We start from the raw sequence: 24,517 nt of genomic DNA, 5'->3' as shown, positions 1-24,517 counted from the left end.
AGCTGTAAATAATCAACTTCAATAACAGAATCATGTTAGGAGAATTCCTCGATGGGACGACCGCAGAAACTTAAGGAAATATTGCCGGGTTTCTGGCGGATAATTAAACGCTTTTGGCCCTATATTTATCAAGATAAAGGCTTAATTGTAGCTTCTTTTATTGTGTTATTTGCTGAAGTTGGTCTACGGTTGCTGGAACCTTGGCCCCTCAAATTAATTTTTGACCGGGTTATTGAAGTAGATGGCTCTGAATATCTTTCTGGTCTTGCACTTATTGATAATTTGCAACCGATACAAATGTTATTGTTTGCTTCTGTTGGAGTAATTGCGATTGCTGTACTGCGAGCATCTGCATCCTACTTTAGTACAGTCGGTTTTGCCCTTGTTGGTAGTAGAACCCTAACTCAAGTTCGTTACGATCTCTATTGTCATCTCCAGAACCTATCCCTTTCTTTTCATAACAAAGCTAGGGGCGGGGATTTAACAATTCGTGTTATTAGTGATGTCGGTCTACTTAAAGAAGTACTTGTAACTGCTTTTATGCCATTGCTAGCAAGCATGCTGATTTTGTGCGGCATGGTGATTATAATGTTTTGGCTTAACACCGAGTTGATGTTACTAGCTTTGTTAAGCGTTCCTCTATTTTTGTTTTGTACTACTCATTTAAGCAAAAAAATTCGGACTGTTTCTCAAAAGCAGCGTAAAAGACAGAGTGCGATGGCTACTACAGTGGCTGAATCGATGAACGCAATCAAGATTGTTCAAACCCTTTCTTTAGAAAAAGAATTTGCTCAAATTTTTGCCAAACAGAACCATAGCAATCTTGAGGACGGAGTCAAAGTTAAACGCCTAACTGCAAGTTTAGAGCGTACCGTAGATGTAATTATTGCACTTGCAACTGCCATAGTTTTGGGACGGGGTACATTGATGGTAGTAAATCATACTCTTAGCCCTGGAGATTTACTTGTCTTTCTCTCTTATTTAAAAAATGCCTTTAAACCTGTGCGAAATTTTGCTAAATACACCGGGAGACTAGCAAAAGCAACAGCCGCTGGCGATCGCATTTTAGAACTTCTAGACCGTTCTTCAGATATCCAAGATTTACCAACGGCAAAGCCTGCTCCTAATTTTGAAGGCCATATAAAATTTGAGGATGTAAGTTTTACTTATGAATCTGATTATCCTGTTTTAAATAATATTAACTTGTCCGTTGAGCCAGGTCAGCAAATCGCTTTAGTAGGTATTTCTGGTAGTGGTAAATCAACATTAACCAGTTTAATTTTACGTTTGTACGAACCTACGCAAGGGCGAATCACAATTGACGGGGAAGATATTCGCAATTACACCCTCAACTCTCTGCGAGCCCAAATTAGCGTTGTTTTGCAAGATAGTTTATTATTTGCGGCGACAGTTTGGGAAAATATTGCCTATGGAAATCCAGGAGCAACAAAAGAGGAAATTATCCAAGCAGCCTGTTTTGCAAATGCCCATAACTTTATCGTACAAAACTTACCCCAAGGATACGATACTGTTTTGGGCGAACGGGGAGTTACCCTTTCTGGCGGACAGCGTCAACGGATTGCTATTGCTCGCGCTGCTATTCGTCGGGCTCCAATTTTGATTCTGGATGAACCAACCACGGGTTTAGACGGGAGTAACGAACAAGCTGTACTGGATGCTTTAGAACGATTAACACAAGGTCATACAACATTTTTAATCGTCCATGATTTAGAAATTGCTGCTCGCGCTGACATGATTTTGTATTTAGAAAATGGAACAATTATAGAAAAAGGTACTCACCAGCAAATGGTTGAGACTGATGGTCGTTATGCAATCTTGTATCGACAACAAGCAAGGAAGAAAAAGGAAACAGGAGAAAAAAGACAAAAGACTCAATCAATTTGAAAGGGAACAGGTAACGGGAAATATACAGCAGTCGCCATAATTTTTAGCCATAATTTTTAGCCATAATTTTTAAATGCTTTCACAACTTGATACCGATTTTGTTCGCCGAGATCCAGAGATTCCCGGCTTAGAAATAATATTAGATTCTGAGGCTTTAGTTAGTTGTCTAGCCTCTTACTTACCCGAGTTCAACTTCGGAAATGCTTCTAGCCACTATATTCGCTACAAACCTAAGACGAACTGTTTAGTTGGCTATAAGATCGAAGTAAATGGAGAGGAAATAGATATTCACGCCAAAGCTTTGCGATTTGATGAACGTGGTAAATTCAAAAAATTAGCAAAATATCCAGCATTAGCAGGAGCTTTGGGTAGCGGACGTATCTTTTTTGAAGACTCCCTAACAGTGGTAAATATCACTCCAAATGATGCCAAGCTTAAAGGACTTCCTTACTTGGCTCAATTAAACTCCCATCCAGAAAAACTACAACAACTTTTTCCTCAACAGCCTCAATTATGGCGAGGAAAATTAAAGCGCTTGCGATACAAGACGGAAAGACGTTATGTTGCTCAATGGTTAGTTAAAAACAAACCCCGAGCATTATTAAAAGCTTACACCGACAAAGATTATCAAGTTGCTTACAATAATGCAACGAGATTCCAATCCCGTGATATTTTGTGTTTACCCAAGCCAATTACAGCTTCCCAAAGTAATAATATTATTGGCTTTGAATGGTTAAGCGGTTACTTATTAAGTGAGGTGATAGCTCAGAGAAATCTGGAGTTATCTCTAATTAAAAATGTTGGTGTAGCGCTAGCTGAACTTCACACTCAATACCCAAACAAATTAAAATCTATGAGCCGAGAAGCAGAGGCTCAAAATCTACTCTTGTTGGCAAATTGGCTGAGTTTGGTCTATCCCCCTCTAACGAAACAAATAAATTTCCTAGCTCAAAAACTTGTCGATTATTTAGTATCACTACCCACTTTAAACTATCCAATCCATGGTGACTTTTATGCCGATCAGGTCATAATAACTGGCGATCGCGTAGCTATTATCGATCTCGACCGGGCTATGGGAGGTGACCCCGCAGCCGACCTTGGTAATTTCCTTGCTCACTTAGAACGTCAAGTAGTCTACGGTAAGTTATCTAAAAGTCAAATCAGTCAGATACATAAAGCATTACAATCGGGTTATCAGACAGTATCACCCGAGCTAATTACAGCAAGAATTAAGCTTTACGCTGCGATCGGTTTATTTCGCTTAACCCCCGAACCTTTCCGCTACCGCAAATCAAACTGGTCGGAAATAATGACCATGTTTTTAGATCGAATAGAGCAAATTCTTCAACAACCTTCACATGACGAATATCGAGATTATCGATCCATTCAATATTACTGAAGATCCAAAAATGCCTTTTTTACTTCAAGCTCTCAATCCCCTTGAAGTACAACAACAATTTGAGCATCACGTACATTCTTTAAGTAGTCAAGCCAAACAAATTCAACTCCAAGCTATTCGGACGATCCGTTATAAACCCAAACGAAGGTGTCTAATTGAGTATGACATTACAGTCCAAGAAATCGATGGGTCAAAGCAAGCAATTACCCTCATTGGTAAAGCGCGATCGCGCGGCTTAGATCGGCGTAACTATTCTTTGGTTAAATCCTTTTGGGAGCAAAATTTTGGTAAAAATAGTAAAGATGACGTCTTTGTTCCCGAACCAATGGGAATGATTGAATCTTGGAATATGTGGTTTCAGCGTAAAGTACCGGGAATAATTGCTACTAAATTATTAGCGGAGCCAGGGGGAATCAACCTCGCAAGACAAATTGCTCGAGCGGTTCATAAACTACACCAAGCAGGAATTTCCAGTCACCGTAGTCATACAATTGCTGACGAACTGCAAATATTGCGCGATCGCATTAGTATCGTAGCCGAAATATTTCCCGAACGACAAAAACGCTTAGCAAGAATTTTAGATGCTTGCGATCAACTCGGTGCTTCTATTCCAGAAGTAACACCCCAAGGTATTCACAGGGATTTTTACCCCGACCAAATTATCGTCGATGGGAATCGTCTTTACTTGCTTGATATGGATTTATATTGTCAAGGCGATCCGAGTCTGGACATTGGTAACTTTATTGGGCATATCATAGAGCAAAGTCTACGTACTTCAGGAAAGATAAGTACTTTAGCAGATCGAGAAGCTGCTTTAAAGAAAGAATTTTTACGACTTTCAAGTACAGCAACTCGTACCGCAGTGGAATCGTATACCACACTCACCCTAGTAAGACATATTTATTTGAGTACTCAATTTCCAGCAAGACAGCCCTTTACCAGCAGCTTAATAGAACTGTGCGAGCAACGTCTAGATTTAGCAGGGTGCTGATTAGGGGATTGGCGATTGGATAATAAATAATTGCTTACTGCTTGCAGTTTATCTCTTCAAAAATTTCTGTCTTAGTTTTGCGACAAAAACATTCACCTCTGGTAGTTTCATTTGGGAAACCACGATCGCAAAAACTACCAAACCAACTGCAGAAGATATGGATAGTTGCAATAATTGAAGAATTAAACCTTCTGTTCCTAAAAACTGCTGGGTTAATCTCAAAGTACTCCCACTTGCAAGACCTGTAGCTATACTTCCACCAACCAAACCCAAAATTATCAAACCCCACTCTCCCAGAGGTAAACCATTAAGTTTGCGATTAAGTAACAATAACAGCATCAACATGGAACTACAGTTAACACCAACGGTTGCATATACTAAACCGGGTGCGCCCAAATTAAACACTTCCAGAAATAAGAAATCTAATAAAGCATTGAGAAATATGTTAAAGGTGCTAATACGAAAAGGGGTGTTACCATCGCCTAAAGCATAAAATACCCTAACTAAAACATCTCTCCCCAAATAAATAAACATTCCAATTCCATTTGCTACTAGTAGGGAAGCTACCAACATGGAATTTTCTGGATTAAAAGCACCACGTTCGTAAACTATGCGCACAATCGGTACTGCTAGAGATATCATTAAAGCACCTAAAGGTAGCATAGTAAACCCAGAAAGAATCAAGCCTTGGCGAATGCGTAATTTTAATTCATCCCAATTGTCTGGAGCAGCAAGTTGAGCAAACATGGGCAGTAAGGGAACTAAAATCATATTAGAAAGAATTCCCACCGGTGTTTGTACTAGTAAACCAGCATTTGCTAAAGCTGCAGCAACTCCTGTTTGGGGTATTCTAGAAGCAAAAAATAAATCCGTGTAAAGATTAAATTGCAGCATCCCCGAAGAAAAGGTAGCTGGTAACATAATTCGCAAAATTTCTCTTACACCCGGTTGCTGAAAGTCAAATCGCAACCGAAATCTACCCATACCCGATTTTACCTGGGCAAAAATTTGCACTAACCATTGTAAAAATGCTCCGGCTACATATCCACCGGCTAAAACCATTCCTCCAATAGTCGCATATTCACTAGTTGCAGTACCTATGTTAGTTCCCACCTGTAAATAAAGTATACCCAAACTAAGAATTACTGCACTGCTAGAAAATAACGGACTTATCGCAGGTAACCAGTATTGATTAGCAGAATTAAGAACTCCAAAACCAATTCCAATTAGTCCGGCTAAAACAGCCATCGGCGACATTACTCGCAGTTGCTGAATTGCAATTTCCCTAACTAATTCCTTACCAGTAGTGCGTAAACCTGCAGCAAATATATCGATCAAATTGGGAGCAAAAATAAATATAAAAATTGCAATTACTAATAGAATGAACCCGACCAAAGTTGTAATTGTTTCTACTAGTGGTGCTGCTTCTTCTTCGTCACGCTTAGCTAGAACGCTGACAACTGCACTGTAAAATGGTCCGTTGATTCCACCAAGTAAGATTAATAAAAAACCAGGAATAGTATAAGCATAATTAAAAGCATCAGCTGCCGGACCCAAACCAAAAGCAGCTGATATAGTTTGTTGTCTTACCAACCCGAAAACTTTACTAATTAAGGTTGCTGCGGCAATAATACCTGCAATCCCAGCTAAAGAACGAGATGGTTTTTGTTTTTGTTTCGTCACAAATTCTACCTGAGAGTTTTCAGAAAGAGTCTAACTGAGAACATTTAACCTGAAATCTCCTTCCATGTCAGGCAAATTTTGACGAAAGTGTTGACAAGGGATTGGTGACTGGGGATTGGGGATTGGGGATTGGGGATTGGGGATTGGGGATTGGGGTTAGCGCTTAGCGCAGCGTAACGGATCCGCAAGGTAGCGCAGCTATAGTTATTGCGTGGCGTTAGCCATATGGCGACTGGGGATTGGTAAATATTTTAGGAATTACGACAATTACCCATTACCAATTACATTAACAATTACCCATTACCCATTACCCATTACCACTCATCGCGCCAGCGATGCGGGTGTATACCAATCACCAAACCCATTAAAACAATGAATCCAAATCTAAAGATTCTATTCCACCTTTGCTTTCTGCATAAGCCAACATACTTCCCAACTGCTTCCAAACTAGCCAGCAGGTGAAAAGAGCAGTGGGTAAACCAACAGCACAAGCAAGTAGTGCAGAGAATCCAAATATTCTCAAACCCGAGCATAAAAACAAGCCAATACCAATACCAACACCAAGAAATGGGAATATTGAACTCTTAGTGGATAGACGAGCTTCTGGGTTTTCAGTAACGCCTTGTTGCCACTCTTGTAAATTTAATTTTAATGTACCGCTAAAAGCTGCACCGGAGGTCACTGCCACAAACAGTCCAAGAATAACCAAGAAATAAGGGGGATGAAAGGAATAGTAGTACATATCAACTATCTATTGGTAATGGTAGGTATGGAAATTTAAACTGAGATTGAAAATTAAAGTTAAATTGAAAATGAAGAATTATTACTTTAATCTTTATTTAATTATAGTTTTTTTAAGTATAAATTACTAGCTGATATTTATTTGCTATTTATGTTTATTGAGCTATATGCTTTGTATTTATTTTTTGGTATTTTGGTATTCATTCATATCCGTTTATTTACTTCTTTCTACTTTCTCCCCGTTTTTCCCCTTCCCTACAAATACCTTGCCAACTTTATTTCAATCAGCAGTCGTCAGTTAATATCTTGCACTCAACCCCTGAATATATCACCTGTAGGTTTTAGATTTATCCAATTAAGGCTCAACCGATCGCCTACGAACTGACAACTGCTAACTCTCCTGTGCGTGACTGCACCCATTCATGCTAGAACGCCCAAATGTGAATTTTCAGCTTCATTCTTGAATGTAGATTAATTCTTGAATTTGAATTAACTATTGGCTGTAAAGCTTGGTAAAACCGCTGCAAATCCTTCCCGAGAGAAATCAGCAAGGGCACCAAAAGCAACATCAAGCAAGCGAGCTGGTTTGAGGTCCTCTTTGATTAGGTTCCACAAACTTTCGACTTCTGCTGTATGGAGGCGATCATCTTCTGTGAGCGCAATTAGTAACTGACGACGTAAAAATTTTCCTTCTTCTGAAAGTAAGAATTGAAAACCTAATTGGGCTGTGGGTAAAACGTCAAAGCTACTATCTGCGCGAGCAATTTCAATCAGATTTTCTAACCTTTGCCATTGGAATTTACCATCCTTAAATAAGACATTAAGTAGTCTGCGTCTCAATTCTGGGGATTCTCCCGTGAGTAAACGTCTTGCAATGTAAGGATAAGCAATCTCAATAATTTTAAATTCCCGGTTTAGGCTTAAGGCAATTCCTTCTTGAGTTATTAGCGAACGAATGATTAATGCAAATTTAGCTGGTACCCGAAAAGGAAATTCATACATCAGTTTGGAATATTCATCGGTGATGGTTTTAAAGTTAAAATCACCAACATTTTTCCCAATAGCATTTCCCCACACTCTTTCCAAAGCTGGAGCAATGGGGCGAATATCTATATCTGGAGTAAGGAAACCTAATCTAACGTAGTCTTCGGCTAGTTCGTCGTATTCTTTGTTGACTAAATGTACTATGGCGTCTACCAAGCTTTCTTTATTACTTTCTTCGAGCTGATCCATCATACCAAAGTCAATGTAAGCCATTCGACCATCGGGCATAGCAAATAAGTTACCTGGGTGAGGATCTGCATGGAAAAATCCATGTTCTAAAAGCTGTTGTAAGCCGCTAGTAACACCAATTTTGATAATTTCTTCTGGGTCTAAGCCGGAAGCACGAATGCTTGCAGTATCTGTAAGTTTAAAGCCGTTAATCCATTCCAAAGTTAAAACCCTATAACTGGTATAGCGCCAATAGATTACAGGAACTTTTACTTGGGAACTATTGCGGAAGTTATCAGCAAATTTTTCAGCGTTGCTAGCTTCGTTGAGATAATCTATTTCTTCAAATAGTTTTGTACCAAACTCATCAACAATCAAAGTTAGATCGTGTCCCAGGTTAAGGGGTAACCAAGGTGAGAGCCAACTTGCACCCCAACGCATCAAGTACAAATCCAAAGATAAAATTGGACGTAAGTTAGGACGTTGTACCTTAACTGCTACTTCTTCTCCGCTGTGTAGGCGACCGCGATATACTTGACCTAAGCTAGCTGCAGCAACTGGCTGTGGTGAAAGTTCGCTAAATATTTCTGATATTGGGCTACCAAGTTCTGAAGATATAATCCTGTAGGCAAGTTCGCTATCAAAGGCAGGTAACTGATCTTGTAATTTGACTAACTCATTTAAGAAATCCTGGCGAATTAAGTCCGGTCGTGTAGAAAGTGCTTGACCTACTTTAATGAAGGTAGGACCAAGACGAGTTAGTAACTGTCGTAATTCACTAGCTCTTTTAAATTTGTTTTGTTCGCTTAACCCGCGCCATTCATCTAGTTTAAGATTAATAATAAATCCAGAAAAAAACCAGATGACTGTGAGTGCACGCATCCAAGCTTGCCAAGGTCGATAGCGATAGTGACGGGCAATTGCTTGTGAGTCGTAGTTGCGATTTTTTGATGTTGGGACTTGCGAATTCACTCCGTTATTTCCCTCTCTAAAAATTAAGATTTTGTTTTTATGTGTGCTGTGTTAGGTCCTATTTGTGCTACACAAATGTTTCCCTGTATTTTTCTGTTTGCTTTGTGTTATTTAACTAAAGTTTACTAAAATTTATCTTCTAAATCTTATTTTATCTTAATACACAGAAGTATAAACACTGATTGCAAGTTTAAAAAGAATCATTTACTTACGTGTTTATGGCAGTATTTCATGGTATCTATTGTAATTTTTTGCCTAGTATCTAGTCGAGAGCTATCAAAGATAAATCAGTCTATTGTCAGCAGCTAAATTTGTGGATTATTTACACTTACAAATCTTAATAAAAAGTATAAAATAAAACTTATATTTTTGAGCTAACCACATCCCCGTAGGTATACTTTCCCTGCAATAATTATTTGCTCTCGATTGATAAGAGTCGCTTTGCAGGGTGCTCAGAGTTATTCAGTATTGAAGAGTTAAAGTTTGGGATCAAAGCTATAAGCTAGCAAACCAGTTAAGTAACAATGATACTGCGAGTTCAAATTTAAGTTGTAAATAAATTAACTTTTTTGCAAGCAGGAAATGAATTCTTGATAATAAGTTTACCCTTGATAATCTCTTAAATATTGTTACCTTTAAACAATCTTTTGACAAAGTATGATGTGCCTTGAAATCCTTATATGAATAATTTTAATACTTTCCTAAAATTTTACAAAAATTTAAGATAGGAACTTTTATCTGGAAATTTTGGTCTGCATATTTTAGTATTTTAGTGCTTATTTATAATATTTTCTTAATTATTTTTAGTTTTACTTGTAGATGATTAATTTGTCTTAATATTTTGAACTCGGATGATAATGTTAGCGTAGCGGGGCGCGACAGCGCACAGTAATAACCAAAGTTGCTAGTTATAAACAAAACTTTGTAGATTATCTTTAGATTCCCCTAAATCCCCATTAGTGGATCCAAAGATAGCGGCTCCGGATCCGTAGGTAGTGCAGCTAAGGCTATAGTTCTTCTAGAAATAGGGGAACTACGATCTATCTAATTTTCCCTCAATTCATTGTATACACCATAGGAAAGGGGGATCGGGGGAATCAAAATCTGACAGAAGGTTTACCGATCGCTCACAACCCACAACTCATTACTCATCACTCATTACTTATCACTCATTAAAAACTCTACTATCAATAGGTAAAGATGGATTGCGCGACCACTCATTCCAGGAAGCAAAGTAATTGTGAACATTGGTAATTCCCGCCTCATTTAGAGCAATCATTGTATTTGCAGCGCGCGAACCTTTGAAACAATAAACGTACACGTTAGATTCTGATGTGATTCCTACTTCCTCAGCAATCTTACGCACTTCTTCTGAGCATTTAAACATTGGAATTTCTGAATCATTTTTCATCATACGATGCCAATCAATCCATACAGCTCCTGGGATTCTACCTTTACGGGGGCAAAAATCTACTCCGTAGGGAGATGAGCTAGTACCAATCCACTCATCAACATCTCGTACATCTAACTTGATAATTTTAGGGTCTTCAAGTATTTGCAGCATTTCCTCAGTTGTAGCCATGATTGAGGAATTAATATTTAAAACAAATTCTTTAGTTTCATACTTTGGTACCTCTGCAGTTGTAGAAAAGCCTGCACCGAGCCATGCTTTCCAGCCTCCATGTAAAACTGCAACATTCTGACAGCCTAAATATTTCAATAAAAAGTAACCCCGACAAGATTGTCCATAACCCGTGTTCATGGCATCTTCATAGATTATGATCGACTCTTTACCAGATATACCTGCTGCACCCAAAAGGTTAGCAAAGTGCACGTGTAAATGCTCTGAGCCTTGAGAAGTAGAATCTGCTAAATAGGTAAAAATATCCCGAAGGTTTATTGAACCTTGAATATGGGAAATTGCATACTCTTCTTGGCTTCGAGTATCAATGACAATGAGATTTGATTTTTGCTGTTCAAGCAAAACAGAAAGTTCTTTTGGAGTGATTAGGGTCTTTATATCCATAGGTTGACTCCTGTTTAGTTTGCTACTAACCCAAGTCACTAATTATTCACCCGAAAAGGTGACAGGGTACGATCAGTTTAATGCTCAATAATCAGCTTTTTAAAAGCAGCACAATATTTCTCATCTCAGTACAATACACACTTGAATCTTTCTATCATTTACAAGCAGGGTGTAGATTTGATGTCGAAATAAGTGATAGGTTTGTACTTCTCATAGGATTAAGAAATATTAATTAAGTTATTCTCCATAACAAGGCTAGGGAGTTACGTCTGATATCAAGCAACCACAATTAGTGGTATCACTAATCACTTGCATAATATGTTTCGAGAGTAAACATTTTATTCTTCATACTTAGAACAAGTATTTTCAAGAGAGGATTTATAATGCAAAGATTATTAACCCAAACAGAGAAATTTTGCTCGAATGTTCTTCTCAAAAAATATTCTCTAATACATGTGTGTATTAGAAATACATGTGTGTATTAGATTTCGTTCCGATATTGTCTGGAGATAATACCAGTTGTCTAAGGTTTTCGCAGAGTGATGTAGATCAAATTAACTGGTAATTAATATTTTATCATGAATGTTATTTACGACGCGTTCTTTGCGTAAGTATTTTAAATTATGTGACTAAATCTACAAAATATATTATTCAGTTGATATTTAGAAATACAGAAGAGCGTACAGAAGCAAGCGTATTGGGCAGAATATTATATTTTTCTAAAATGTAATAGGAAAAGAAGAATAGGGAACAGACAAAGTCCCAACCCAAAAATAATGCCTCAACCCAAAAAGGTAACTCTATGATTGTTTTTGGGAGAAGATATGCACTTTTCTACTTTATATTTCTATTTGAGTTGATTTGGGATAATTTCTAGGTAATATTTGTTAATTTTCAATATGAAAAAATGAATTTTTAATTGAATAAATTGTTGTTTTTAAGAAATTGTTGTCTTAACAGTTTTACGCTTTTAATGCTCTAATTGTCTCTACGGCTCTATTTTTAGAGCACTTCACTATCTTGAAAATAGTTATTAGTGATTTCTACTAATAGAACGTTCACATCTAATAAAAGCGATAACAACTCTTTTTAGAAACTAATATTTCTGTTTCAGTTCAATATTTGAATCCGGATATAAATCCAGTAATTGCCATAAGAACCTTAAAAATCATTCTCGCTCGATTATTCTTGATAAATTGTGCCATCAGGCATTATTGCTCCTTGGAGGTTAGCCCCTTGAAGATTTGCTCCTTGAAGATTTGCACCTTGAAAATTTACGCTTTGGAGGTTGACACCTTGGAGATTTGCTCCCTGTAAATTAATCCCCCTAAGATCCGTACCCTCAAGATTTGCTCCTTTTAGATTTACTCCACGGAGATCTGCTCCTTCAAGATTTGCATTTCGTAAGTTGATACCTTTTAGATCCGCATTTTGGAAGTCAATGGTAGATATATCAACTTTTGATTGATTAATCGTTTGAAATCTTGATGTTTGTAATTTAGTATTGGATGTTTGTAATTTGGTATTAGAAGTGCTGATAGTATTATTTGCGATCGTACTTTGATAGTTTGAACTGCCTGAAAGTGCAGGGGAAGGAGATTTATCAAAAAGATTTTTATCACCCTCAACAGAGTTTGTAGCAATTTTGGCATACATAGCTACCCACTTGAATAGGTGAGTGACGTGAAAAGGTATTTCAATTTTAGAAAATAAGATAATTGTGAAGATATTACCCGATAACAACATACCTCCGATTCCCAAAACTGATTTAATTTGGTAGGGAATAACAAATTCTTCTTGAGCGGGAATGTAGGGACTATTCATAGCTTCAGGGATATAGAACACATTGAAGGTTCTCTTTCCTAAATTAAGAATAATTTCGGGATCTGGTTTAATAACATTCTCTACACTGACACCAAACTGCGAGATTAACTGTGAAATCATCGGAATTCTAGCAACGGAATCCTCATCTACTAATGGAATAGCCTTGTGTCCAACAGACAACTTTCTTGAGTTCCACTGTGAGTTATCTCCAGCAGTTGCAACTAATGTTAAACACTTTGTAGCGTTATGAATTTCACGTCCTTTCAATATTCCTTGTGCTGATTCCTGCAGGTCTTCAGGTAGTTCTTGATAAGGATGAGTTTTGAAAAATCTGACAAGGGCACAAGCAGAATTACCATCCGGCAGGGTAAGATTTTTATATAGATACCTCACCATCTGCCCTGCCATTTGTTCCATACTACTGACGCCTACATCCATGTTACGCAGTTGTACGGCATGATTAAACATGTTTTCTTGAGTTAAATTTTGTAAGTCATGCATCAGACTTTCCCAGGAATTAATTAAATTACTAAAAAATTAAGGATATAAAATACTATCTGTGGCAAAAATAATCATCACCATAAATAGTCTCAACAGCAGGCACAAATGTTTTTAACGGATTATGCATTATACAATATAATTTATTTGGCTTTGGCAAATAATTCTGAACTCAATAGTTACATTTTTTATTTTTAAATCATTATTTAAAATCAGCTTATTTGCTTGATGATTATCGTAATTAGGAATCGATATAACTTTTACAACTTGTAATGCTATATGGTGTGGAATAGTATGAGATAGCGCGAGCAAGATTATAAGTTTTAACTCTTGAAAAAATCTAGTCCTGCTAGTAAGTTTTACTCAGACTTAATATATTGACTTAATTTTATTAAAGCCGGCGATGTTAGCAGATTTTTATATTTCCTGAATAATTAAGATTTATCGTGCTGAATCTCGTGCTTTTGAACCTTATATTTTTTAAATTTTTATATTTAATTGTGAAAATTTAATTGATTCATTTCTTGAATAAGTATTGTGTAGTCAAGATTTCAAGATATTTATACTTAAACAAAACTTATACTTACAAAACTTAATTTTATAAGTATGCGGGTTAGTTAATAGTTATAAATTTAGTCATTATTTTGGGGAGATTTTGATATCTCCTGTTTCCTTCACATCCAAATTTAATATTTGAAGCGATTATCTGACATGATTTGAGCCACTCCCCGCAATAAATTGACGGGGATAGCACTTGCGTGCCGCCTTGCGGCATATCAGGCATGRCTTTCTGACTTGTCGTCCTTAATGACTATCTGGTCAGAAGCTAGCACTTGGATGGATAACCGCTCTGAGGAGTTGTAACACTTCCTACTTTCAACGACGCGCCCTGACGGACGAACAGACTCGCTTACTCGGTTCGCGGTTTTTCGTTCCGCGCCTCGCGGCGAACGATATTGCTTCCATGCATCCATCAAGAGCGGCTCCGCCCTCGGATACTCAGACTGGGCATCCAGCAATGAAAGTTTATCGTCACAAACATGTCTACTCAAGAATGCAGAGAATAAATCGCGGTGCATCTCAAAGCCCATAGCGTCCCGATGAACCCGCATCGACAAAGTTTTCTTAATGCGACTACCATCTAAATATCTTTATCGTCTTATGTGGTGTCTTTACCAGTAAATTTCGAACAGTGCTAATTTGTTAGTTATAGGTATGTTTTAATATTCATCCAACGATAAGTGCAGAGTCTGCAGATTCAACCTCGGCAAGGTGTACTTTTAACTGTTAATTTTCAATTTAGACTCAGCCTAAACATAATAACCTTGTACTACTCTTCACAAACTAACTTCCACAGCATATTTAATTTTTTTTGCGAATACAAAGGCGTTGTTTTCGGCTGAGTGATAAGTCAAGTGGCGTGAATACTTTGGTAGATGTCATTAATAACACTTAGTTCAATCATAAGGCTATTTATCGTTAATAGAGTTGAGTTAATTTTGATTTGAGATTTTCTTCACAGAAGCAATTCTAACAGTAGGTTATGAGTATATTTCCGGCTCGATGTGTTTCCTAATTTGTTTAATACTCTCTTTATACTGAGATGATTAACTACAATAATGTCTCCTCTTCTTCCCACACCTCACCTTTCACTCAATTAGGTAAAATTACACCAAGACAGGAGATGTGACTCCATCAAAAAAATTTCTATCCTCAAATCGATTGAGTAATCATCAAGGATTAAGTTAAGTCGAAAACATTTTGATTAACGATGATAGTGCTCAAAACCTGATAAACCTTAATGTAACTCTTGATATTTAACTATTTTCAGTAATATACTCGATATCTGCGATACCGACGATACCTCGGATATTTACGATATCGATAATATTTTGGATAGCGAGACCGGTAATATCTTCGATATTTACGATATCGGTAGTATCTTGGGTATCTGCGACGACGTATCCGATAGAATCGTGGATAGCGGCGACGATAACGGTAATAGCGGCGATAACGCCTGTATTTACGACCGGCAATTAAAAGAGGTTCTTGCTTTGAAATCGTAATAGACTCTTCAGAATTAGTTGAGATCGAAGCACTAGCTGGAGCCGCAATGGGAAGTGTCATAGAGGCAGCAAACAAGCCTATAAGACCTAATTTCAATCTGTTGATTAACATATAGACGGACTTCCTTCATCGTTATATGTACTAAAAATGATACATAAATTTTTTTAAAGTTTCCATAAAAACCCTCTTTTTATCCAAGTTCTTGATAAAACTTATTTTTAGTGGTGACAATAAAAACTACACTCTTTTAGGGTGACTGATATCTTGCACCTCTGGGTATAAACTACGAAAAGCTTCAAAGTAGCGCAATAAAGCTGCATTGTTTTACTTGAACTGTAGCCCTAGATTAGGCGTTTGAGATTAATATTGAGTGATGAAAGTACATCAACTTTTATTGGTGCAAGATGTGAGGTGACCATAGATCGATAAACTTTATTCAAGGAATAATCACCGTTCTCTAAAGTCATTACTGTAAATATAAAGGTTAAAACTTAAGTCATATTATTATGTTGAAAGTTTGTTCTAAAGAAACTGTATATATGCATACCCGTGATGGAGTACGTTTGGATGCAGATGTGTACCGTCCTGATGCAATAGGGGAATTTCCTGTATTATTAATGCGCCAGCCTTATGGTAGGGAAATTGCATCTACGGTAGTATATGCCCATCCAATTTGGTATGCTGCCCAAGGTTATATTGTAGTAATTCAGGATGTTCGAGGACGAGGAACTTCTGAGGGTGAATTTAAATTATTTGCTCGTGAAATTGAAGATGGTGAGGACAGTGTTAATTGGGCTGTAAATCTACCTGGTAGTAATGGAAAGGTGGGAATGTATGGTTTTTCTTACCAAGGAATGACCCAGTTATATGCTGCTGCTGCAAAACCAGCTGCTTTAAAGACTATTTGTCCAGCAATGATTGGCTACGATCTATATACTGATTGGGCTTACGAAGGTGGAGCATTTTGTTTGCAAACTAATCTTGCTTGGGCGATTCAATTGGCGACAGAAACAGCCAGAATAAAAGGAGATACACAAGCTTATCAAGAATTATTCACCGCTGCTCGTAATTTACCTTTGTATGACCATAATCCTGCACGTCCGGAAGTTCTGAAGAATTTCGCACCGGATTCGTTCTATCATGATTGGTTAGAACATTCGAATTCAGATGAATACTGGGAAAAACTTTCACCCAAAACATATCTTCAAGATGTAGATTTACCCATGTTCCATATTGGCGGTTGGTTTGATGCTTATTTGCGGGGTACTTTAAATTTATATCGAGATATGGTGGGGCGAAATAGTCAACGTCAAGAATTGTTGATTGGTCCTTGGACCCATTTACCTTGGGGTCGTCAAGCTGGTGAAGTTGACTTTGGGGTAAAAGCTGCAAGTCCAGTAGATCAAATGCAAATCCGTTGGTTCGACCGATTCCTCAAAGATATTAATACAGGAATATTTGAAGAACCTACCGTATGTTTATTTCAAATAGGTACAAATAGTTGGCGGACTTTTTCTGAATTTCCCAATCCAATCCATATATCATATTATTTTTCAAGTAGGGGACTTGCTAGCATCCGTGAAGATTCTGGTCAGCTGACAACAAACCCCGACGACCATATCCTAAATTCAGTTGATGTTATTGTACATGACCCTTGGCGACCTGTTCCTTCTTTAGGTGGTCATGCTGGTTTACCTGCAGGTTCTTTTGAGCGATCGCACATTGACTGTCGCAATGATGTTTTAACCTATACTACTGCTCCTTTAGATTCTGTTTTGCGTATCGCAGGTGAAGCAATTGTTGAAGTTTGGAGTGAAGCTGATACTACGAGTTACGACCTTTGCGCTGTATTATCCCAAGTTTATCCTGATGGGAAAGTATATAACTTAACTCAGGGTTATATTCGTTGCGACCGTGAATCTAATCCCCAACCATCTAATCCCACTAGTCCCAAGCATATTAAATTGCAGGCAACATGTGCAAAAATCATTAAGGGTAATGCTTTAAGAATTAGTTTGAGTGCAGCATGTTTTCCTGCGTACGCTATGAATACAGGTTCAGATTTACCGATGAGTTCTGCAACTTTGCAAGATGCAAAGATAATTACGGTGAAAATCTATAGTGGTGGGGAAAAAGCTTCTAAACTCAAGTTACCAGTAGTTTCAGTTTCTTCTTAAGATTTTGAATAATTCTTGGGTAGAGCAGTTTGGGTAAGGTAGTAAAATAAGCCCATAGTAGAATAAATTTTGGTTTTTATTACTACCAATTACCAATTACCAATTACCAATTACCAATTACCAATTACCAATTACCAATTACCAATTACCAATTACCCACTACAGTAAACGTAACTGTGTATTTTCAGTACTAGCAGAAACTGTTTCTTTCTGCTCGATTTCTTCCTCTTCTTCTTCTAATTCTTCCTCATCATCTGCAAGCAACCTCTGAGCTGCATCCATCATTAGGTCTGCAATATCTTGCAAATCTTCGCGATTATTTAAATAAGTTTTCAACGCGTCCATGGGGTCAATACTACTACTAGCGCTTAACTCCGGAACGCGGGGACGGGCTAATTGACTGACTAATTCTGGATGAATAGTATAGGTATGTGCCGAACTTAAAGCTTCATGTAGCGCAGATGTATCGATTAAGTCCAATTGTTCGGAACGAATTTTGTAGATTAACCTCACCACAGCATCTTCAATTTCCTGCTTTGCGATCGCTTTAATTATAGCTGCTTGGGGGTCTTTTGCTTTTGATGTATCTACTTCAATGGTAGAAAATTTGCGCACCAGTAAAGGACAAAATTCCCATTCCACCTTACCCCGTTGTAGTTCTACGATCACATAACCTTTATCTTCCTTTTCTTCGCTAAAATCCACTCTTTCAATACTTCCGGGATAAATTACTGGGGGGTCATTAGTTTTATTCAAATTTTGATGACGGTGAACGTGTCCTAAAGCTACATAATCAAAACAAGGACGGGTTAATAATGACATCGGTAAGGTAAAACCTTTACCTACAGCCAAAAATCTTTCCGCACCCAAAGTTGCATTATCCGCCATTAGATGTGCTAAAAGAATTGTGGGAACATCCGGATTTAAACGTCGAACTTCCGCTTCTAAAACTACTCGTAAGCGTTCCGTTAAAAGTTGATTGACTTCCGCTAAAGATAAACCATGGGTTTCTTTACGAGTCATCAAACTCGAGCGAGTTAACCAAGGTAAAGTAATGACTTGTACTGGACCGTTGCGAGTTGGAAGGTGATGAGTTGTTAATGTATCGCCAACCACAAATCCTGGTACTCCCAAAGTGCGGTAAATACATAAACTTGCTCCACCTTGACCCTGGGAATGTTGATCGTGATTGCCCACTAATAATACTGTAGGGATTTGAGCATCCACCAAACGGCGAAACTGTCTTGCAAAAGCTTGTTGCACGTATGGTGGAGGAGTTGCGTCAGGGAAAGCATCACCACCAAAAATTACTAGATCCACAGGCTCCTCATTTGCTTCTTTCCCGATCGCGCGATCAATGCACCTTGCAAGGGTACTCATAAAATCTTCCAACCTGCTATTTAAACCCGTTTCCGGATTAATACGTCCGTGGGTGAAACCACTTCCCATATGAATATCCGACAGATGTAGAACCTTAATCATAATTTTTAGTGCTTAGTAATTAACTGTTGCTATTAAGTAACCTGAATTTCAACATTATTTTTCTGTCTACCCAAATATTCGCATATCTGAGATTAAGTGGTTCAAAATCCTGTAATTAAGTGCCATTTCTGTATATACGTTTGTTTATATAAAACTGCGAGATGATTTACGTATATATAAAATTTTTATTACATGGTATCACTATAAATATTAAATTATTATTTACTTCAACTATTCAAAATAATTACTTAAGAAATTAAAGTAATATATTAAACCCTTCAGTATACGACTTATGTCTATAAAAGCTATTCAAGAAAAAATAAAACCATTAATCAGATTTGATACTTGTAAGTAGGAGAACAATTGCGTCGCTTTTTACACTTATCTCTCCTCTAACGAAATATTCGTAAACATAATAATTTACTATTGTAAACAGTAATTTTACTGCTAGTAGATACAACTAAAAATATTAAAAAAAATTAAGGTAATTTAAGTTTTAACTTGTTTTCATAGATAAATATACTTATATTGCTATATTAATAATAATTCTGATAGACTGGAATGTTAATAAAATGAACGATTCAAAAGTTCCTAGCGAGTTAGGCATCATTGTAGTTATGGGAGCAATGTTAGTGATTACAAGTGCCAGTATTATCGTCATAATGAATATGTTTTAGAGTCAGAAATAAGCGGATTTTCATAAAAAAATAAATTTATTCCCTCTCGATATCGAGAGGGATTTTAAATTTAGCGATTGCATATTTATTTGCTATATATTTGGTGTGATTTATATATAAGCGATCAGTGCTAATCTACGGGTTGTTTAATTCTCGATCTAGCCAGTGAATTATGCCATCCAGTAAGAGATTAACTCACCTCGTATCTAAATTTAGTATTTTTTTCTTCGGTACGATATTAACTACTTTAACTTTGTTGACCATCGCTGCATTAATACCGAGAAAATGGAATTATTCTGCAAAAAGTGCTTGCAACACTAAAATTTGTATTTCTGATACAGGAATTCACTCCAATATCATAGTACCGACTACAAATAAAATATTTGATTGGCATAGCTATTTATCTATAGATAAAATCGGTATTGATAATGTTCGCGATTACAATTATTTGAGTTTTGGATGGGGCGATCGCGATTTTTATATGTCAACTCCTTCCGTTGCAGATTGGAGATTTTCTACTACTTTTGCAGCTTTATTTATTTCCACACCTTCCGTTATTTATGTGAAGGGATATCAATCAATACCAGCTTACGAACAAGTTAAATGTATTAAAGTTAATCAAACAGATTATTTACAACTAGTTCAGTTTATCCAATCGACATTTAAACAAAACACAAAAGGTCAAAATATCCGTTTTGGGAATGGTCATACGAATAATGCGGGTTTTTATGCTGCAATTGGTAACTACTCAATTTTAAATAATTGTAACTCTTGGACCGGAAGAGCATTAAGAAAAGCAAACGTCAACACACCGCTTTGGGATGGGCTTTCTACTGCAATTATGTTTCATCTGAAAAGTAATTGTAATTAATATAGCTATAACACTACGTAATTAAAAAATTTGTCAAAGTTGTTTGTCGTAGACGGGCTAAAACCTATGATTCATAAACTTTTAACTGTTGACTTATGTCYTACGGACACGCATTAACGCAATGTGACGCGTAGGTGCTAATGATTTGCACATAGCACCCTATTTTCTATGACTGTGCTAGTTGACGCAATTTTCTACAAACTTCTGTAATGGTTTCAAGACTAGTAGGAGTAATTAAACCGTCATGGTGAAAAATATATACCTGATCTTTTTGTGTTGCTTTTAGATTCTTCCAAAAGGGAAGTTTTTTTAATACATTTGGATTAAGATTATCAGACTCAACTAAAAAAATTAGATCGGGGTTTGCTGTCAATATTTTTTCCTGTGAAAGAGTTAAATAGCCTGAAAATGGTCTATTTGATTGAAAATCAGCAGTTAAATTTTGATAATTAAATTTATTTAATAAATCTCCCGTCCAACTATTTCTGTTAGGGGAAGATGTGGGTATTCTACCGGTTAAAACTAAAACTGATTTATCATTTTTCGGGATATTATCAACACAGGATTGATACTTGTCTAAAATTGGTTGAGGATTAGCACCGATCCGGACTGCTAATTTTTGAGTAAAATTTGTTAAATCTTCCCAACTTCTTATCTCTTGGGAAATGATATCTACTCCTAATTTTTCCAATTTTGCCAAAGCTTCTGAATGCATACCTCCAGAACCGATAGCTAGATCGGGCTTGAGTGCAATAATTTTTTCCAAATTGACGTTACCGTAAAGAGCAACCTTTGGATAATTGGTAAATTGTGGCTTTTTGTTAGTATCTCTACTATTTGGAATTGCAACTAGTTTACTTGGGTTTAAATTGTAAATTAAGTTTGCAGCTAAAGGTGTTAGTGTTACAATTCTTTGTGCTGAATCTTGTTTTCTACTTAAGTTTGCTTCTGCTTGAATCTGGGATCTTTCTACTGTTGTATTAGTATTGTTTGAACAACCAATTGAATTGAAAGTTAATAACAAAATAGTTATTAAAAGAGTGGAGGTTTTGTTCATATACTACAAAAATTCGAACCAAGCATATTGAGATACAAGCTAGTAAAAGCAAGAAAATATATTTTATTGTATTGTGAAAGTAATCTAATTTTTTTTTATTTTAAAGTAGATTTTAACTTGCAACAATATATTCAGCAACGCTGCTCGAAAGAAATAGTAATTTCCATATTCTTATTCTCTATTTCCTTGTTCGCTGGGTCCGGTACATATCTTTTTGCTTTAGGTCTGTCTAGATTTTCTTTTTCCTTAAGTTGACATCAATATCCTTTTCTCCTCTTCGACATCATAATGATTATTATTCTTATACACTATAGTAAATTGAGTTTTTTGGATAATTTATTTATTAGAAATCCCTAATATGCTTTAAAGTTCCGCAAACGCAAAGCATTTGTAACCACGGAAACAGAACTAAAAGCCATTCCACCACCAGCAATGATTGGGTTCAGTAACCAACCAAACAAGGGGAATAAAATCCCCGCAGCGACGGGAATCCCTAAAATATTGTAGAAAAACGCAAAAAAGAGATTTTGACGAATGTTTCCAACCGTCGCATGGGAAAGTTTAATAGCGGTAATGATACCCTGTAAATCTCCAGAAATTAAGGTGATATCGCTAGCCGCGATCGCAACATCTGTTCCTGTACCAATAGCAATTCCCACATCTGCTTGTGCTAATGCAGGAGCATCATTAATCCCATCACCCACCATCGCGACAATTTTATGTTCTTTTTTACTACTTTCCTTTTGTAGCGTTTTTACTTGTTCGGCTTTGCGATCAGGACGAACTTCAGCAAATACGCGATCAATCCCAACCTCACGAGCAATAGCTTCTGCTGTTGGACGGTTATCTCCCGTGAGCATTACCACTTCTAAACCTAATTTGTGCAGCATCCTGACTGCTTCTTTAGATGTACTTTTAAGGGTATCAGTAATTCCCATTAATGCTTCTATTTTTCCATCCACAGCGAGCCAAATCACGCTTTTTCCTTCATTAGACCAAGTATTGTTTTGAAGAAGAAACATTTGGGTATCGATACCCTCTGATTCTAGCCAGCGTAAAGTACCAATCTGTACAAAATGATCTAAAACAAATCCTTGTACCCCACTTCCAGGAACCGCGACAAAATCGCGGACATTTTTAACTCCAACCTCTTGAGATTGAGCATATCTAACCACCGCTTCCGCTAAAGGATGTTCGGAATTACGCTCTAGTGAAGCAGCCAAACTCAGTATTTTTAACTCATTACCGTTAGCTGTACCATTCACAGTAATAAAATTAGTAACCGTAGGTTTTCCCTCCGTTAAGGTACCGGTTTTATCCAAAACAATAGTTTGGATTTTGTGAGCTAATTCTAAACTTTCCGCTCCTTTAATCAAAATACCGTTTTCTGCACCTTTACCAGTTCCCACCATAATCGATGTGGGGGTAGCTAAACCCAAAGCACAGGGACAAGCAATAATCAAAACGCTGACGGTGGGAATTAAAGCTAGAGTAATATTTCTGGTCCCATACAACCAAATAATAAAAGTCGCGATCGCGATCGCAATAATCCCAGGTACAAACCAAGCTGTAACTCGATCTGCTATGCGTTGAATCGGAGCTTTACTCCCTTGAGCTTCCTGTACTAATCGCACAATTTGAGCTAAAACCGTATCTTTACCAATTCTGGTTGCTTTAAATTTAAAACTACCAGTTTTATTAATCGTTGCACCAATAACCTCATCACCGGGTTGTTTTTTAACAGGTAAACTTTCACCCGTCACCATTGCTTCATCTACAGTAGAATTACCCTCTATCACTTCCCCATCTACCGGAATTTTTTCCCCAGGACGGACAATAACCACATCATCAAGTTGAACTTCTTGAATCAGAATATCTATTTCCCTTCCATTACGAATTACGCGAGCATTTCTAGGTTGTAAACCAATTAGTTTCCGAATTGCTGCACTAGTTTTTCCCTTAGCACGATGCTCAAATAATCTTCCCAAGAGAATTAAGGTGATGACAACTGCAGAAGTTTCGTAATAGACTTCCGCTCTCAAACCTCTCTCGACAAAGAAGTCAGGAAATACAGTTACAACCAGAGAATACAAAAACGCCGCACTCGTACCTAAAGTAATTAAGGTATCCATAGTCGCGGTCTGACGTTTTAAAGCATTACAACTACCAATATAGAATCCGTAACCACACCAAAACTGTACTGGAGTCGTTAATATTAACTGTAACCAGGGGTTATGCAACCATCGAGGAATAAAGGAAAATTCCAAACCAGTCATCATCGGGAGACAAGCAACAACTAAAATAATGCTGATAATACTCCCTACAACCAGTTTAAGAATTAGATCCCGTTCTTGAGCTTTACGAACTGCTTTTTCCTTATCATCTTCCCCTATCGTCATCCCTTCTTTGTTGAGAGGGTAAGCCTTAAAACCAGCAGCATCTACAGCACTTTGAATTTGTTTTAGCTCAATTTTTTGAGAATTATATTTAACAGTCGCTTGTTGTGCACCAAAGTTAACAGCACATTCCTTGACTCCTGGAAGGGAACTAATAATTTTTTCTATACTGCTAGCACAGGAAGCACAGCTCATCCCCTTTAGCTTTAGTCTTGAGGTGTTCATAGTAAAGTAAATATTGGGCTTTATTTGATTTATAAAAATCTAGTACAGGTAGGCGGAAATAAAGCAACCATTTATAAAGTCTAGAAGTTAGATAATATAATAATTTTGACTTTTGACTTTTGTTCATCCGTAAGAACACGGTCTGTTTTAACTTTCGCGCGGCGGTACTAGTTTGATTATTCAAATCATTCTTGGAGGTACAGAACAGGATGTGAAGCGTATTGAGTTTTATTAAAGGCGATAAAACTAAATAAATGAAAATCACTCCTGCATTGTGTAAAATATAACTAGCTTAACCTGAGACTTTTTCTACT

At 37.0% G+C, this 24,517-nt stretch carries 15 protein-coding genes; 6 read left to right on the top strand and 9 right to left on the bottom strand.

Going from position 1 to position 24,517, the window contains the following annotated elements; genetic code table 11:
- The first annotated feature begins 51 nt into the window (after positions 1–51).
- The 3 genes from BC008_RS31185 (at position 52) to BC008_RS31175 (ending at position 4,295) form a co-directional block, all read left to right on the top strand.
- On the top strand, positions 52–1,905 hold the full coding sequence (locus BC008_RS31185) for an ABC transporter ATP-binding protein (RefSeq protein WP_027844137.1): 1,854 nt from the start codon (positions 52–54) through the stop codon (positions 1,903–1,905).
- A 73-nt stretch (positions 1,906–1,978) separates the two neighbouring features.
- The gene (locus BC008_RS31180; RefSeq protein ID WP_027844136.1) at positions 1,979–3,304 is read left to right on the top strand and encodes a phosphotransferase; all 1,326 of its coding nucleotides are present in this window, start codon (positions 1,979–1,981) and stop codon (positions 3,302–3,304) included.
- A complete protein-coding gene (locus tag BC008_RS31175) occupies positions 3,264–4,295 on the top strand; it encodes a phosphotransferase family protein (RefSeq protein WP_027844135.1) in 1,032 nt (343 codons plus the stop codon). Before BC008_RS31180 ends, BC008_RS31175 begins: the two co-directional genes overlap by 41 nt.
- Positions 4,296–4,343: 48 nt before the next feature.
- Here BC008_RS31175 and murJ read toward each other — a convergent pair whose 3' ends face one another.
- Complete coding sequence (gene murJ, locus BC008_RS31170) at positions 4,344–5,978, bottom strand: murein biosynthesis integral membrane protein MurJ (protein ID WP_027844134.1); 1,635 nt, start codon at positions 5,976–5,978, stop codon at positions 4,344–4,346.
- A gap of 211 nt (positions 5,979–6,189) precedes the next feature.
- Here murJ and BC008_RS49825 point away from each other — a divergent pair, with 211 nt between their 5' ends.
- The gene (locus BC008_RS49825; protein ID WP_161938187.1) at positions 6,190–6,354 is read left to right on the top strand and encodes a hypothetical protein; all 165 of its coding nucleotides are present in this window, start codon (positions 6,190–6,192) and stop codon (positions 6,352–6,354) included.
- On the opposite strand, the gene BC008_RS31165 is transcribed toward BC008_RS49825, so the two are convergent.
- The 5 genes from BC008_RS31165 to BC008_RS48755 all read right to left on the bottom strand — a co-directional run bounded on the left by BC008_RS31165 (position 6,343) and on the right by BC008_RS48755 (position 15,378).
- Complete coding sequence (locus BC008_RS31165; RefSeq protein ID WP_058184189.1) at positions 6,343–6,720, bottom strand: hypothetical protein; 378 nt, start codon at positions 6,718–6,720, stop codon at positions 6,343–6,345. The genes BC008_RS49825 and BC008_RS31165 overlap by 12 nt on opposite strands.
- Positions 6,721–7,208: 488 nt before the next feature.
- Complete coding sequence (locus tag BC008_RS31160; RefSeq protein WP_027844133.1) at positions 7,209–8,903, bottom strand: ABC1 kinase family protein; 1,695 nt, start codon at positions 8,901–8,903, stop codon at positions 7,209–7,211.
- A 1,165-nt stretch (positions 8,904–10,068) separates the two neighbouring features.
- A complete protein-coding gene (locus BC008_RS31155) occupies positions 10,069–10,929 on the bottom strand; it encodes a sulfurtransferase (RefSeq protein ID WP_027844132.1) in 861 nt (286 codons plus the stop codon).
- Positions 10,930–12,111: 1,182 nt separating this feature from the next.
- Complete coding sequence (locus tag BC008_RS31150) at positions 12,112–13,254, bottom strand: pentapeptide repeat-containing protein (RefSeq protein ID WP_027844131.1); 1,143 nt, start codon at positions 13,252–13,254, stop codon at positions 12,112–12,114.
- 1,824 nt (positions 13,255–15,078) lie between these two features.
- Entirely contained in the window at positions 15,079–15,378 is a 300-nt protein-coding gene (locus tag BC008_RS48755; RefSeq protein WP_161938186.1) for a hypothetical protein, read from the bottom strand.
- A 446-nt stretch (positions 15,379–15,824) separates the two neighbouring features.
- Here BC008_RS48755 and BC008_RS31135 point away from each other — a divergent pair, with 446 nt between their 5' ends.
- On the top strand, positions 15,825–17,495 hold the full coding sequence (locus BC008_RS31135; RefSeq protein ID WP_235595962.1) for a CocE/NonD family hydrolase: 1,671 nt from the start codon (positions 15,825–15,827) through the stop codon (positions 17,493–17,495).
- A gap of 159 nt (positions 17,496–17,654) precedes the next feature.
- On the opposite strand, the gene sbcD is transcribed toward BC008_RS31135, so the two are convergent.
- Positions 17,655–18,977: an exonuclease subunit SbcD gene (gene sbcD, locus BC008_RS31130; protein WP_027846581.1), complete on the bottom strand. Its 1,323-nt coding sequence runs from the start codon at positions 18,975–18,977 to the stop codon at positions 17,655–17,657.
- A gap of 849 nt (positions 18,978–19,826) precedes the next feature.
- On the opposite strand from sbcD, the gene BC008_RS31125 reads away from it, so the two are divergent.
- The gene (locus BC008_RS31125; protein WP_058184186.1) at positions 19,827–20,525 is read left to right on the top strand and encodes a DUF2459 domain-containing protein; all 699 of its coding nucleotides are present in this window, start codon (positions 19,827–19,829) and stop codon (positions 20,523–20,525) included.
- Positions 20,526–20,691: 166 nt separating this feature from the next.
- Here the strand turns inward: BC008_RS31125 and BC008_RS31120 are convergent, their stop codons facing one another.
- Entirely contained in the window at positions 20,692–21,582 is an 891-nt protein-coding gene (locus BC008_RS31120) for an ABC transporter substrate-binding protein (RefSeq protein WP_027846582.1), read from the bottom strand.
- A gap of 353 nt (positions 21,583–21,935) precedes the next feature.
- Positions 21,936–24,203, bottom strand: a complete 2,268-nt coding sequence (locus BC008_RS31115; protein ID WP_058184185.1) for a heavy metal translocating P-type ATPase — start codon at positions 24,201–24,203, stop codon at positions 21,936–21,938.
- Positions 24,204–24,517 lie beyond the last annotated feature (314 nt).

Source organism: Mastigocoleus testarum BC008, assembly GCF_001456025.1.
GTDB lineage: Bacteria > Cyanobacteriota > Cyanobacteriia > Cyanobacteriales > Nostocaceae > Mastigocoleus > Mastigocoleus testarum.
Note: the sequence above shows the minus strand (reverse complement) of the source record. Positions and strands in the feature narration are given on the sequence as shown.